The following is a 13551-nucleotide window of genomic DNA, read 5'->3' as shown; positions in this document are numbered from 1 at the left end:
TCAGCGTGACAAAATCGAGGTTGCGGTCTGTTCGTCGGTGATCAAGCCATTGATAATGCGCGATTGCAGCGCCGCAGCAATCGCGGCGACCTTGCTGGGCCCGCCTGCAATTCCGATTGCGGTTCGCGCCAGGCCCGGCTCGACCCGGACCCCGCCGGTGCGGCGGTTTGTCCCGACATCGAGGTAATTGCCGCGCGAATCATAGACCCATCCGGCGACTTCGCCGGTGGCGCCGGCGGCCTGCATCTCCTCCAGCTCGCGCCGCGTGACGAAGCCGTCGGTCAGAAGCGGCGCGTCAAAGGACATCTGGCCGACGCCGACGAAGACCACATCCGCCGCGCGGGCGAGGTCGACCACCTTGCGAACCGGGCCGAGGGCATGGAAGGCCGCGTTCTCCTCGGGCGTGGGCGAGATCACCGGCACCGGCATCGGGTAATGCGGCGCGCGCACCTTGTCGGCGATCCGCATGACGACATCGAAGAAGCTGGCCGACCCGTCCGGCGCGATATTCCCGATCAGCGAGACGAGGCGGTGCTGCGGCGCCTCGACCTCCTCCATCGCATCGACCATGCCGCGCAGGAAACGCCCGGTGCCCAGGGCGATCACCTTGGGCTCGGCCATCCTGAGCACCCGCTCCAGCTCGGCCGCGGCGACGGGCGAGGTGGCGCGCACAAGGTCCCCCCCCGCGCCGGGCGAGGGTGCGACGCGGCAGCGCGTCAGCCCGTAGCGCGCCATCAGCTCGGCCTCCAGCGACAGGCAGGTGCCGATCCGGTGCGACAGGCGGACCTGGATCAGCCCCTCGGTCACGGCGCGGCTGACCAGCCGTTGCGCCCTCTGGCGCGAGACGCCGAGTTCGGCGGCGATCTGGTCCTGGGTCAGCCCGCCCAGGTAGTAGAGCCAGCCGGCACGGGCGGCCTCGTCCTGCAGGCTGGAATCGGTTTCGGGTCTTGTGACAGGACGGGCCATCAGGTCCTCCGCAGCAGGTCAGGGTGCAGGTCGTGAAACCCGGCGAAATCGGCAAAATCCAGATGCGCCCGGGCATCGGGCGGCGCGTCCAGGCTCTGGCCGCGCAGATGGCTGCCGCCGACAAAGCGCCAGACCACCATCCCCGCCGCCAGCCCGGCCCGCACGCCATTGAGCGAATCCTCGATCACGAGGCAGCGCGACGGGTCCACCCCGCGCGCAGAAGCCACATGCAGGAAGAGATCCGGCGCAGGCTTGCCATGCGCCACCATCGTCGCGGTGTAAAGCCCGTCGCCCACCAGATCCGAAAGCCCCGCGATCTGCAAGGACCGCGCCGCCCGCTTCGGGCTGGAGGAGGTCGCCACGCACCAGGGCAGGGCCAGGTCGCGCAGCACCTCGGTCACGCCGGGCATCACCTGCAGCCCGGCCTCGAAGGCGGCCATCAGGCGGGTGCGGTACTGGTCCTCGAAATCCTCGGGCATGTCGAGACCGAAGTCCTGGCGGATCTGCGCCATCACGGTCGGATAGCTGCGGCCGAGGAAATGCTGCCCGACATAGGCCAGGTCGATCGCCACGCCAAAGCCCGCCAATGCTTCGACCAGCATCTGCGCGCTGATGATCTCGGAATCGATCAACACCCCGTCGCAGTCAAAGATCACCAGATCGAACATGGGCTCCCCCCCGGATCAGGCCCGCCCCGCGATCATGCTGTCGTGATCGGGCCCTTGCCTGCAGGGTTTCGGCCCAAACAGGGGCTTTTGTCCAGCCTTGATGCGTGGCAAGCCTTGGCGCGTGCCAGGGGAGTGACAAGGATGCTGTTCGCCTACCGCAACGAAAACGGCAAGCTGGTGCCGTCCGACCCTGCCACGGCGCTGTGGCTTGACCTGTGCAAGCCCGACCCTGCCGAGGTGGCGGTGGCCGCCCCCTTCGTCCCCGAAGTGCCGACGCTGGAGGATCTGGAAGAGATCGAGATTTCTTCGCGCCTCTACCGCGAAAATGGCTTTGATTACATGACCGTGCTGGTGCCCGGCCTGTCGCGCGAGGATGGGCTGACCCCGATCAATGGCCCGGTGGCCTTCATCCTCGGCCAGGGCCGGGTGATGACCGTGCGCTACCACACGCCCCGCCCGTTCGAGACCTATGCCCCGCGCGCCGACAAGGTGGCGCTGGGATGCGGCGGGCCGAACCGGGTCTTCCTCGGCCTCTGCGAAGAGATCATCGGCCGCATTGCCGACCTGATGGAGGGCGCGGGCCGCGAGCTTGACAAGATCACCCGGGCGATCTTTTCGACCGAGGGCATGGGGCCGGAGGCCGCCGTGTTGCAGAAGGCGCTGGAAACCTCGGGCCGGCAAAGCGACATGGTGGGCAACTGCCGCCTCTCGCTTCTGACCATCGACCGCGCGCTTGGCTTCTTCCGCGTGGGCCTCGAGGAACGCGGCGAGGTCGAGCCCCTGAAGGCCACGATCATCGGCCTCTCCAAGGACATCCAGGCGCTGGAGGTGCATGGCGATTATCTCTCCTCCCGTGTCGCGCAGGCGACAGACGCGACGCTGGGCATGATCAACCTTGCCCAGAACACCACGGTGCGGATCGTCTCGGTCGTGGCGGTGCTGTTCCTGCCGCCGACGCTGATCGCCTCGGTCTATGGCATGAACTTCCGCCTGATGCCGGAGCTGGACTTTGCCCTCGGCTACCCGATGGCCTTGGGGCTGATGGTGGCCTCGGCGCTGGTCACCTGGTTCGTGTTCAAGTGGAAGAAATGGCTGTAACTGGCGGATAAGACATGAAGATCACCAAGCTGGAAACCATTGGCACCCAAGAGGTGACCTTCACCCGCCTGACGACCGAGGATGGCGCGCAGGGCTGGGGGCAGCTTTCGACCTACAACGCCGACATTACCGCCGAGGTCTTCCACCGCCAGGTCGCCCGCCACGCGCTTGGCACCGAGGTGGAGGATATGGAGGACACGCTCCGCCTCATTTCCGAACGCGAGCACAAATACCCCGGCTCCTACCTGCGCCGCGCCCAGACCGGGCTGGATACCGCCGTCTGGGACTGGCGCGGTAAGCAGGCGGGCCTGCCGGTGGTGCGGCTGATCGGTGGCACGCCGGGCCCCTTGCGCGCCTATGCCTCCTCGATGAAGCGCGACATCACGCCAGAGGACGAGGCGGCGCGGTTCGTGAGACTGCGCGACGAGAAGGGCTTCACCGCCTTCAAATGGCGCGTCGGCGCCGAATGCGGGCGCGGCCGCGACGAATGGCCGGGGCGGACCGAGGCGGTTATTCCCATCGTCTCCAAGGCCTTGGGCGACGGCATTGACAAACTGGTGGATGGCAATTCCTGCTACGGCCCCGCCCGCGCCATCGAGGTCGGGCATCTGTTGGAAGACCACGGCATCGGCCATTTCGAGGAACCTTGTCCCTATTGGGAGGTCGATCAGACCGCAGAGGTCCGCGCCGCCCTGACCCTCGACGTGGCGGGGGGCGAGCAGGATTGCGAGTTCACCGCCTGGCAGCTGGCCATCGAACACAAGGCCGTCGACATCCTGCAGCCGGATGTGATGTACCTCGGCGGCCTCTCCCGCACTTTGGAGGTCTGCCGGATGGGCGCTGCCGCAGGCCTGCCGATGACGCCCCATGCCGCCAACCTCGGCCTCGTCACGCTCTGCACCATGCATCTGCTGCGGGCGATCCCCAACCCCGGCAAATATCTGGAATTTTCGATCGAGGGTCTGGATTATTACCCTTGGCAGGACCGCCTCTTTGCCAATGACCCCTACCGGGTCGAGGCGGGGCATGTCATGGTCAGCGAAGAGCCGGGCTGGGGGATGGAGGTGCATCCCGATTTCCTCGCCCGCGCCACTTATCGGGAGAGCAGCCTATGACCCAGACCATCCTCATCTCCGGCGCAGGTTCCGGCATCGGGCGCGCCACGGCCCGGCTGTTTCTGGAGGCGGGCTGGCAGGTCGGCCTCCTCGGCCGCCGCGCCGATGCGCTGGAAGAAACCGCCGCCGAGGCCGCCAATGCGCTGATCCTGCCCTGTGACGTGGCCAAACCCGCCGAGGTCGATCAGGCCTTCGCCCGCCTCGTGGAAACCTTCGGGCGGCTGGATGTGCTCTTCAACAACGCGGGCATCGGCACCAAGGCCGCGCCCATCGACGAGATCCCGGTCGAGGATTGGCTCGCACTGTCGGGCATCAACATCACCGGCATGTTCCTCTGCGCCCGCGCCGCCTTTGGCCAGATGCGGCGGCAGGACCCGCAGGGCGGGCGGATCATCAACAACGGCTCGATCTCGGCCCATGTGCCGCGGCCGGGTTCGGTGCCCTATACGATGTCGAAACATGCCGTGACCGGGCTGACCCGGACGCTGGGCCTTGACGGAAGGGCCTTCAACATCGCCTGCGGCCAGATCGACATCGGCAATGCCCTGACCCAGATGGCCGCGCGCTTCCAGACCGGCGTGGCGCAGGCCGATGGGCAGATCAAGGTGGAGCCGGTGATGGATGTGGCCCATGTGGCCACGGCGGTCCTGCAGATGGCGAACCTGCCTTTGGAGGTCAACGTGCCCTTCATGACGCTGATGGCACGCGACATGCCCTATATCGGGCGGGGCTGAGCCCCAAGTTCAGCCGCGCGGGCGGCGAAACAGGTCAACGGCAGCATGGATCAGCAGCCCGATGGTCAGGCTGCCGGTGACGACCAGAGTAAGGGTCATGGCGTAGGTCACGGTCATGAGGGGTCCTCCTTCTTGGGTCTCGGTCTTCTGGGTCTCAGTTAACTAAGTCTCAGTGCAGCAATGGATTGCGGCTTTTTCGTGGCGAGGAAAGCCCCGATTGCCGCGATGCGGCGGGGTCGGCGGGGCTTCGCTCAGAGTGTAACGTGCCGTTGGCGGTTCAGCGCCGTGCCGCGTTCCGGTCCGCGACAGGAGTCCGGGGCGGCGCGGACCTGTCATCAAATCTTTGAACCCGAGGGGCTAAGGCTTGCGGCAGAGGGCAAGGCCTGCGAGTTTGCCCGCGAAACGCCCGTCAAACATACCTGCCTGCGAGGACCTCATGCCGCTGACTTTGCCCGCCTTCACCAACCCCGGCCGTTTCTGGCGCGGCAATCTGCACACCCATTCGACCCGCTCGGATGGCGTCCTGCCGCCCGAGGAGGTCTGCCGCCGCTATCAGGCCGAGGGCTATGATTTCCTCGCTCTGACCGACCATTTCGTCGGGCGCTACGGCTATCCGATCGTCGACACCACCGGCTACCGGCGCAATGACTTCACCACGATCCTCGGGGCGGAACTGCACTCCGGCGCCATGGCCAATGGCGAGCTTTGGCATATCCTCGCCGTCGGCCTGCCGGCGGATTTCGCGCCCTCTAACTCGCCCTCCTTCCTGCCCGAACCGGGGCAGGAGACCGGGGCCGAGATCGCCGCCCGCGCCGTGGCCGCCGGCGCCTTCGTCGCCATCGCCCATCCGCAATGGTCGGGCCTGACGATGGAGGACGCCCGCACCATCACCGCCGCCCATGCGGTGGAGATCTACAACCACGGCTGCGCCACCGGCTGCGACCGGCCCGATGGCTTTGCCATCGCCGACCAGCTTCTGACCGAGGGCCGCGCCCTGACCCTGATCGCCACCGATGACGCGCATTTCTCCGAACCCGACCATTTCGGCGGCTGGGTCATGGTGAAATCCGAAGAGAACACCCCCGAAGCCCTGCTCGCCGCGCTGAAGGAGGGGGCTTTCTATTCGAGCCAGGGCCCCGAGCTGCGCGATGTGCGCGTCGAGGATGGCCATCTGGTGGTGGAATGTTCCGCCGTCTCCTCGATCATCGCGATCGGCTGGGGCACGGGGGCCAAGGCGGTGCATGGCAATTCGCTGACCAAGGGCGCCGTGCCGATGGAGCGCCTCAACAACTCGCCCTGGGTGCGCGCAGCGGTGATCGATGCCGCGGGCCGCAGGGCCTGGTCCAACCCGATCTGGACCGGTGCCACCGCGAAGAACCCGCGCCGGCTTTGAAGCCTCGTGCCACGACCCGGCCCGCATTGTTGCAGGATTGGAAACGACCCTTGCAACGGCGGGCCCATTGAAGCGCAACGAGAAATAAGGCGAAAGAATGTTTGACTTGTGACGAATTGATGGGCTTAATGGAGGAATTATCCGGGCTAAGTCTTGCTGAATATCGTTTCCTTCGGGTCTCGGACTCGAGGGGCGGAGATGCGGGATTGGTATGATGGTCGGGATTGCTGGTGTAGTTTGGTAAAGGTTGGACGTAGAGAAATGATCAAATACATTGTCTTGGCGGCTGGCATTCTGGCGGCAACCACAGCTTCCTCTGCCACATTGAACGTTCTGGCCACGGATTCGGTTTATGGGGCTGGTCTCGGCCCGAATGGGGCCAGTACGGCGCCGAAGTCGTTTTCCTTCACGGCAGGATTGGGGCAGTTTTTGCGCTTCTCCTCGGTGACCGGTCTGACCGATTGCTGCAGCGGAACGCCCGGGATCGGGCCGGATGGCGGCAGCAACACGGGTTCGGGCACGACCGATGTGAGCGGCCTCAACGGGATTGCCGGGATCTCCGCGCCGACCCAGATGTTTCTGGCCGGGGTCTTCATCAACAGCAAGAAGCCGCCGGTCAGCGGGTCTGAACCCCTGAGCCGCAGCTATACCGCGGCCTCGCTGGGGAATCAGAAATTCACCGTGGGCGTGAACCGGGTGTTCTTCATCGGCGACGGCAAGAGTGCGACGGGCACGGTGCAGAAGTTCTTCCTGCCGGGCAAGGCGGATACGCTGCTCCTGGGCTTCGTGGATTCCTTCGGCTTCCATGGGCTGCCGGGTTACTATGGCGACAATACCGGGTCGCTGACTGCCACCTTCCAGATCAGGACGGCCCCCGCGATTGCCGCAGTGCCGCTGCCGGCGGGCATGCCGCTGCTGGCCGGTGGTCTTGCCGCCCTTGTCGCCTTTGCGCGCCGCCGCAAGTCGGCCTGATCCAGTCTGAATTTTTTTGGGACCGGCCCCTGCGCAAAGCGGGGGCCGTTTTCGTTTACAGCATCGTCGACAGCCGATAGCCCGGCGCATAGGCGAGCCGGACCCAGGTGATCGGCGCCTCCGGCGCCCAGGTGCAGCGTTCGGTCACGAAAAGCGCCGTGCCCTCGGGCACTGCCAGCGCAGCCGCCTCCGGCCCGCTGGCCGGTTCGGCGGAAAAGGCGATGTCGCCGGTGGTGAAGGAGACCTCCGCCACCAGCCATTCATTGGCGCTGACCTTGGCGAAATCGGGCAGGGGCGCGGGCAGGGCGGCCGGGTTCAGCCAGCGCTCCTCGACCACGAAGGGCCGGCCAGAGGCAAGGTGCAGTGTCCGCAGATGCAGCATCTCGAGGCTTGCCTCGCGCAGACCCAGCCGCGCCGCGACCGGGACGGGGGGCTGGGCCGTCTCCCTCTGCAGGAGGCGGAGGCCATAAACCTCGCCCCGCGCCTCGACCTCGGCGCGGATCAGGGGGATGTCCAGCGTCGCCTTGCGCACCGGAAGGACGGCGACCCGCGTCCCGGCCTTGCGCCGCCGCTCCACCACACCGCTGCGGGCGAGTTCAGAGAGCGCCCGGTTCACCGTGGCCCGCGCCACGCCGAATTCCTGCGCCAGCGCCTCCTCGCCGGGGATCAGCGCCCCCGGCGGCCAGAGGCGCGAGCGGATTCGGGCCAGGACCTCGCGCCGGATCTCCTCCCACCCGGCCATCAGAGCGCCTCTGCAAGACGCGCCATCACACGGCCAAACCGCGCCTGCACGGCATCGCGGGCGATATGGCGGCCGTCCTGCACGATGGCGCGCCCCGCCGACCAGAGATGCCGGACCATCCGGTCATCGCCGGCAAAGGCAAAGGTGTCGAGCAACCGATCCCCCTTGCGCCCCGCCATATCCGGCCCCGAAGCGTCCAGCGCCACCAGATCGGCCCACATGCCCACCTCGATCGCCCCCGAGGCGCGCCCGGCGGCCTGCGCCCCGCCCGAAACCATGCCGTCGAAGATCACCCGCCCGACCGAGCGGTCTCCTTCGGCCAACACGGCCCGCGCCTTCATGCCAAGCCGCTGAGAATATTCAAGAATCCGCATCTCCTCCGACAGGGATATCCGCACATTGCTGTCCGACCCGATGCCGAACTTGCCGCCCGCCGCAAGGTAGCGCGCGCCGTCGAAGATGCCGTCGCCGAGGTTCGCCTCGGTGATCGGGCAAAGCCCCGCCACCGCCCCCGAGGCCGCCAGCGCCAGGGTCTCCGAAGCCTCCATCTGCGTCGCATGGATCAGGCACCAGCGCTGATCCACCGGTTCGTGGGTCAGAAGCCAGTCCACCGGGCGCTGGCCGGTAAAGGCCAGAACCTCATCCACTTCAGCCACTTGCTCGGCGACGTGAATGTGAATCGGCCCCGGCGACAGCGCCGCCGCCGCCGAAAGGCTGGAGGCGGAGACTGCGCGCAGCGAATGTGGCGCGAGGCCAAGTCCGGTGTCCTCCGGCAGGGCAGACAGATGCGCCTTCGCCCCGGCCATCAGCTCGGCAAAGCCCGCCATGTCATTGCCAAAGCGCAGCTGCCCGCCCGCCAAGGCGCGCCCGTCACAGCCGCCGCGCTCATAAAGCACCGGCAGCAGGGTCAGCCCCAGGCCCGTGGTCTGTGCCGCCGCCGCAATCCGTCCCGCCATCTCGGCCCGGTCGCTGTAAGATTGCCCGCCAAGTCCATGATGCAGATAGTGAAACTCTGCCACCGCAGCATAGCCCGCCTCGGCCATTTCCACCATGACCATCGCGGCAATCGCCTCGACATCCTCGGGCGAAAGCTGCTCCAGAAAGCGGTACATCAGGCTGCGCCAGGTCCAAAACGAGTCCTGCCCGGCGGTGCGATACTCGGTCAACCCGGCCATCGCGCGCTGGAACATGTGGGAATGCAGGTTGACCGGCGCCGGCAAGAGGCAGTCGACGCGCGCGGCCCCGGCACCCGTGCCCCCACGCGTCACGCCCGTGATGCGGCCTGCGGCAACCTCAAGGGTCACATCTTGCGCCCAACCTTCGGGCAAAAGCGCCTGTTGTGCGTGCAGCAGCATGGCATCTCCTTGACAGGTGAATATGTATAGACATAATAGCCATATATCCAGACATAAGGCAAGAGCATGTCGATTCTTCTCAGCAATGCAACGCTCGCCACCATGGTCAACGGTTATGGTCTGATCCCCAAGGCCGCCGTGGTGCTTGAAGACGAAAAGATCGCCTTCGCCGGCCCGATGGACGGCCTGCCCAAAGCCTATGCCCATCTGCCGCAACATGACGTGGGCGGGCGGCTGGTGACGCCCGCGCTGATCGACTGCCACACCCATATCGTCTTTGCCGGCGACCGTGCGAACGAGTTCGAGATGCGGCTGAACGGCGCGAGTTACGAAGAGGTCGCCCGCGCCGGCGGCGGCATCGTTTCCACCGTCCGCGCCACCCGTGCCGCGTCGGAGGAGGAGCTCTTGGCCCTCGCGCTCGCCCGCGCCGACCAGATCATCGCCTCCGGCGCCGCGGTGATCGAGGTGAAATCGGGCTATGGTCTGACGATTGCGGACGAGATCAAGATGCTCCGCGTCGCCCGCCAGATCGCGGCCAACCGGCCGGTGCGGGTCAAGGTCACCCATCTGGCCGCCCATGCCGTGCCGCAGGAATATGCTGGCCGTTCCATGGCTTACATCGAGGAGGTCGCCATCCCCTCGCTGCGCGAGGCCGCCGCTCTGGGCCTTGTCGATGCGGTGGACGCCTTCTGCGAGGGCATCGCCTTTTCCCCCGCCGAGGTCGCCCGGCTGTTTGACGAGGCCCGCGCCCTCGGCATCCCGGTCAAGTTGCATGCCGAGCAGCTGTCTGACCTCAAAGGCGCTGTCATGGCCGCCCATCACGGTGCCTTGTCGGTCGATCACCTGGAATACCTGCGCGCCGATGGGGTCGAGGCGATGGCCTCTGCCGGCTCGGTCGCGGTGATCCTGCCGGGCGCCTTCTACGCGATCCGCGAACGTCAGCTGCCCCCGATCGAGACGCTGCGCGCCGCCGGTGTGCCGATGGCGGTGGCCACCGATTGCAACCCCGGCACCTCGCCGATGACCTCGCTGACGCTGGCGATGAACATGGCCTGCGTCCTCTTCCGCCTGACCCCGCTGGAGGCCTTGCAAGGCACCACGGTCCACGCCGCCCGCGCCCTGGGGCTGACGGATTGTGGTGTCGTGGCCCCCGGCAAACGCGCCGATCTCTGCATCTGGGAAGCCAAGCATCCCGCTGAAATCTCTTACCGAATTGGGGCCACCGCGCTCCGTTCCCGCATCTTCGGAGGCCGCTTTGACGCCTGAAATCCTGATCCCCGGCGAGACGACCCTTGCCCAGCTTGAACGCCTCTACCGCGAGGAGGCGCCCGCCACCTTGCATCCTTCGGCTCGCGCAGGCGTCGAATGGGCCGCTGCCCGCATCGCCGAGGCCGCCGCCGGCACCACCGCCGTCTATGGCGTGAACACCGGCTTCGGCAAATTGGCCAGCCTGAAGATCGCCCCGCAAGATACTGCAACGCTTCAGAAAAACCTGATCCTGTCGCATTGCTGCGGGGTAGGGGAGCCGATGCCCCGCGCCGTCGCCCGCCTGATGATGGCGCTGAAACTGCTCTCCCTTGGCCGTGGCGCTTCGGGCGTGCGGTGGGACATCGTGGCCCTGCTCGAAGGCATGCTCGCCAAGGGCGTGACGCCGGTGATCCCGGCGCAAGGCTCGGTCGGCGCCAGCGGCGACCTCGCCCCCCTGGCCCATATGGCCGCCGTGATGATCGGCGAGGCCGAGGCGACCCATGACGGCAAGATCAAGACCGGCGCGCAAGCCCTTGCCGATGCTGGGCTTTCCCCCGTCGTGCTTGGCCCGAAAGAGGGTCTTGCCCTGATCAACGGCACCCAGTTCTCCACCGCTTATGCCTTGGCCGGCCTCTTCGGCGCCTGGAATGCCGCGCAATCTGCCCTTGTCACCTCGGCCCTGTCGACCGACGCCATCATGGGCTCCACCGCCCCGCTGGAGCCGCAGATCCATACCCTGCGCGGTCATCCCGGCCAGATCGAGGCCGCGGCCACCTTGCGCAGCCTGCTCGACGGTTCGGTGATCCGCGAAAGCCACCGCGAGGGCGATACCCGCGTGCAGGACCCCTATTGCATCCGCTGCCAGCCCCAGGTGACTGGTGCTGCGATGGACGTGATCCGCCAGGCCGCCCGCACGCTCGAGATCGAGGCCAATGCCGCGACCGACAACCCCCTGGTTCTGGCCAATGGCCAGATCGTCTCCGGTGGCAACTTCCACGCCGAACCCGTTGGTTTTGCAGCCGATATGCTCGCCATGGCCATCTCGGAAATCGGCGCCATCGCGCAACGCCGCGTGGCTTTGATGGTGGATCCGGTCCTCTCCTTCGACCTGCCGGCTTTCCTGACGCCGCGGCCGGGCCTCAACTCCGGCCTGATGATCGCCGAGGTCACCACGGCCGCTTTGATGAGCGAAAACAAGCACCTGGCCCATCCGACCGTGATCGACAGCACCCCCACCTCCGCCAACCAGGAGGATCACGTCTCGATGGCCGCCCATGGCGCGCGGCGGCTCTCCCGGATGATCGAGAACCTGAACGTCATCCTCGGGGTCGAGGCGATCACCGCCGCGCAAGGCATTGATTTCCGTGCCCCTTTGCCGACCTCTTCGCCTTTGCAGGCCGTGGTCGCCCGCCTGCGCCAGGATGTCGCCACCCTCGGCGACGACCGCTACATGGCCCCCGACCTTGCCGCCGCTTCCCGCCTGATCGGCTCTGGCGCGCTCGCCCGCGCTGCCGGCATCCCCCTTCCCACCTTGTGAGGCTGACATGACCCGCCACAACACCCGCGACATCTTCCCCGCCACCGGCACCGAACTTACCGCCAAGTCATGGCTGACCGAGGCGCCCCTGCGGATGCTGATGAACAACCTCCACCCCGATGTCGCTGAAAACCCTCATGAATTGGTGGTCTACGGTGGCATCGGCCGCGCCGCCCGCACCTGGGAGGATTTCGACCGCATCTGCGCCGGTCTGCGCGACCTCGAGGCTGACGAGACCCTGCTCGTCCAGTCCGGCAAGCCCATCGCCATCATCAAGACCCATACCGACGCCCCCCGCGTGCTGATCGCCAATTCCAACCTCGTGCCGCATTGGGCGACCTGGGAGCATTTCAACGCCCTCGATAAGAAGGGCCTGATGATGTATGGCCAGATGACCGCCGGGTCCTGGATTTACATTGGAACTCAAGGCATTGTGCAGGGAACTTACGAGACTTTCGCCGAGGCCGGCCGCCAGCATTACAACGGAGACCTGAAGGGCAAGTGGATCCTGACCGGCGGTCTCGGCGGTATGGGCGGCGCCCAGCCGCTGGCCGCGGTCTTCGCCGGCGCCTGCTGCCTCGCGGTCGAGGTTGACGAGACCCGGATCGACTTCCGCATCCGCACCCGCTATGTCGATGCCAAGGCGAAGACCCTCGACGAAGCCCTTGGAATGATTGCGGAATGGACGGCGAAGGGTGAGGCGAAGTCGGTCGGCCTTCTCGGCAATGCCGCCGAGGTCTTCCCCGAGATCTTCGCCAGAATGAAGGCCGGCGGCATGCGTCCCGATATCGTCACCGACCAGACCTCGGCCCACGACCCGCTGCATGGCTATTGCCCGGCCGGCTGGACCACCGGCGAATGGCGCGCGAAGCAGGAAAGCGATCCGCAAGCCGTGCAGACCGCCGCGCGCCACTCCATGCGCGCCCATGTCGCCGCCATGGTCGATTTCTGGAACGCCGGGGTGCCCACCCTCGATTACGGCAACAACATCCGCCAGGTCGCCAAGGAAGAGGGGCTGGAAAACGCCTTCGCCTTCCCCGGTTTCGTCCCCGCCTATATCCGCCCGCTCTTCTGCAAGGGCATCGGCCCCTTCCGCTGGGTGGCGCTCTCCGGCGACCCCGAGGATATCCGCAAGACCGACGAGGCGATGAAGAAACTCTTCCCGGAAAACAAGCACCTGCACCGCTGGCTTGACATGGCCTCGGAACGGATCGCCTTCCAGGGCCTGCCGGCGCGGATCTGCTGGATCGGCCTCGGCGACCGCCACCGCGCGGGCCTCATGTTCAACGAGATGGTCGCCAGCGGCGAATTGAAGGCCCCGATCGTCATCGGCCGCGACCATCTCGATTCCGGTTCGGTCGCCAGCCCCAACCGCGAGACGGAGGCCATGAAGGACGGGTCCGACGCCGTCTCCGACTGGCCGCTCCTGAATGCTCTGGTCAACACCGCGTCCGGCGCCACCTGGGTCTCGATCCACCACGGCGGCGGCGTCGGCATGGGCTTTTCGCAGCACGCCGGCGTGGTCATCGTCGCCGACGGCACGCCCGAGGCCGCCAAGCGCCTCGAGCGCGTCCTCTGGAACGACCCCGCCTCCGGCGTCTGGCGCCATGCCGATGCGGGCTACGACACCGCCATCCAATGCGCCAAGGACCATGGCCTCCGCCTGCCGGGCATCCTCGGCAACTGAGCGCCTTTCATTGGTCCATAAATATCCCACGGGAGG

General features: G+C 66.7%; 12 protein-coding genes. 8 read left to right on the top strand and 4 right to left on the bottom strand.

The window, feature by feature from the left end; translation table 11 throughout:
* Together AC1DZT_RS03125 and AC1DZT_RS03120 are read right to left on the bottom strand one after the other, a co-directional pair.
* Positions 1–966, bottom strand: coding sequence for a sugar-binding transcriptional regulator (locus AC1DZT_RS03125; RefSeq protein WP_478005142.1), 966 nt, complete (start codon positions 964–966; stop codon positions 1–3).
* The gene (locus tag AC1DZT_RS03120; RefSeq protein ID WP_478005141.1) at positions 966–1634 is read right to left on the bottom strand and encodes an HAD family hydrolase; all 669 of its coding nucleotides are present in this window, start codon (positions 1632–1634) and stop codon (positions 966–968) included. The genes AC1DZT_RS03125 and AC1DZT_RS03120 overlap by 1 nt, the downstream gene beginning before the upstream one ends.
* 141 nt (positions 1635–1775) lie before the next feature.
* Between AC1DZT_RS03120 and AC1DZT_RS03115 the strand changes: the two genes are divergently transcribed.
* The 5 genes from AC1DZT_RS03115 (at position 1776) to AC1DZT_RS03095 (ending at position 6946) form a co-directional block, all read left to right on the top strand.
* Entirely contained in the window at positions 1776–2732 is a 957-nt protein-coding gene (locus AC1DZT_RS03115) for a magnesium transporter CorA family protein (RefSeq protein WP_478005140.1), read from the top strand.
* A gap of 14 nt (positions 2733–2746) precedes the next feature.
* Complete coding sequence (locus AC1DZT_RS03110; protein WP_478005139.1) at positions 2747–3847, top strand: mandelate racemase/muconate lactonizing enzyme family protein; 1101 nt, start codon at positions 2747–2749, stop codon at positions 3845–3847.
* The gene (locus AC1DZT_RS03105) at positions 3844–4581 is read left to right on the top strand and encodes an SDR family oxidoreductase (RefSeq protein ID WP_478005138.1); all 738 of its coding nucleotides are present in this window, start codon (positions 3844–3846) and stop codon (positions 4579–4581) included. Before AC1DZT_RS03110 ends, AC1DZT_RS03105 begins: the two co-directional genes overlap by 4 nt.
* Before the next feature lie 442 nt (positions 4582–5023).
* Positions 5024–5974, top strand: a complete 951-nt coding sequence (locus AC1DZT_RS03100; RefSeq protein ID WP_478005502.1) for a PHP domain-containing protein — start codon at positions 5024–5026, stop codon at positions 5972–5974.
* A 261-nt stretch (positions 5975–6235) separates the two neighbouring features.
* Positions 6236–6946 (top strand): VPLPA-CTERM sorting domain-containing protein, encoded by a 711-nt coding sequence (locus AC1DZT_RS03095; protein ID WP_478005137.1) that lies wholly within the window; start codon positions 6236–6238, stop codon positions 6944–6946.
* 55 nt (positions 6947–7001) lie between these two features.
* Here the strand turns inward: AC1DZT_RS03095 and AC1DZT_RS03090 are convergent, their stop codons facing one another.
* The gene (locus tag AC1DZT_RS03090) at positions 7002–7688 is read right to left on the bottom strand and encodes a GntR family transcriptional regulator (RefSeq protein WP_478005136.1); all 687 of its coding nucleotides are present in this window, start codon (positions 7686–7688) and stop codon (positions 7002–7004) included.
* Positions 7688–9043 (bottom strand): formimidoylglutamate deiminase, encoded by a 1356-nt coding sequence (locus AC1DZT_RS03085; RefSeq protein WP_478005135.1) that lies wholly within the window; start codon positions 9041–9043, stop codon positions 7688–7690. Before AC1DZT_RS03085 ends, AC1DZT_RS03090 begins: the two co-directional genes overlap by 1 nt.
* Positions 9044–9109: 66 nt before the next feature.
* Here AC1DZT_RS03085 and hutI point away from each other — a divergent pair, with 66 nt between their 5' ends.
* The 3 genes from hutI to hutU are packed head-to-tail and all read left to right on the top strand — an operon-like array spanning position 9110 to position 13515.
* The gene (gene hutI / locus AC1DZT_RS03080) at positions 9110–10309 is read left to right on the top strand and encodes an imidazolonepropionase (RefSeq protein WP_478005134.1); all 1200 of its coding nucleotides are present in this window, start codon (positions 9110–9112) and stop codon (positions 10307–10309) included.
* The gene (hutH, locus tag AC1DZT_RS03075) at positions 10299–11828 is read left to right on the top strand and encodes a histidine ammonia-lyase (protein ID WP_478005133.1); all 1530 of its coding nucleotides are present in this window, start codon (positions 10299–10301) and stop codon (positions 11826–11828) included. Before hutI ends, hutH begins: the two co-directional genes overlap by 11 nt.
* A 7-nt stretch (positions 11829–11835) precedes the next feature.
* Entirely contained in the window at positions 11836–13515 is a 1680-nt protein-coding gene (gene hutU, locus AC1DZT_RS03070) for a urocanate hydratase (RefSeq protein ID WP_478005132.1), read from the top strand.
* Positions 13516–13551 lie beyond the last annotated feature (36 nt).

It is taken from the genome of Rhodobacter sp. P1_C2 (genome assembly GCF_056406375.1).
This window is presented reverse-complemented; position numbering and strand designations above follow the sequence as displayed.

What these genes read in the sequence shown, in the direction of transcription:
- AC1DZT_RS03125 (WP_478005142.1), bottom strand. Translation starts at nt 966, where the DNA reads ATGGCCCGTCCTGTCACAAGACCCGAAACCGATTCCAGCCTGCAGGAC.
- AC1DZT_RS03120 (WP_478005141.1), bottom strand. Translation starts at nt 1,634, where the DNA reads ATGTTCGATCTGGTGATCTTTGACTGCGACGGGGTGTTGATCGATTCC.
- AC1DZT_RS03115 (WP_478005140.1), top strand. Translation starts at nt 1,776, where the DNA reads ATGCTGTTCGCCTACCGCAACGAAAACGGCAAGCTGGTGCCGTCCGAC.
- AC1DZT_RS03110 (WP_478005139.1), top strand. Translation starts at nt 2,747, where the DNA reads ATGAAGATCACCAAGCTGGAAACCATTGGCACCCAAGAGGTGACCTTC.
- AC1DZT_RS03105 (WP_478005138.1), top strand. Translation starts at nt 3,844, where the DNA reads ATGACCCAGACCATCCTCATCTCCGGCGCAGGTTCCGGCATCGGGCGC.
- AC1DZT_RS03095 (WP_478005137.1), top strand. Translation starts at nt 6,236, where the DNA reads ATGATCAAATACATTGTCTTGGCGGCTGGCATTCTGGCGGCAACCACA.
- AC1DZT_RS03090 (WP_478005136.1), bottom strand. Translation starts at nt 7,688, where the DNA reads ATGGCCGGGTGGGAGGAGATCCGGCGCGAGGTCCTGGCCCGAATCCGC.
- AC1DZT_RS03085 (WP_478005135.1), bottom strand. Translation starts at nt 9,043, where the DNA reads ATGCTGCTGCACGCACAACAGGCGCTTTTGCCCGAAGGTTGGGCGCAA.
- hutI (WP_478005134.1), top strand. Translation starts at nt 9,110, where the DNA reads ATGTCGATTCTTCTCAGCAATGCAACGCTCGCCACCATGGTCAACGGT.
- hutU (WP_478005132.1), top strand. Translation starts at nt 11,836, where the DNA reads ATGACCCGCCACAACACCCGCGACATCTTCCCCGCCACCGGCACCGAA.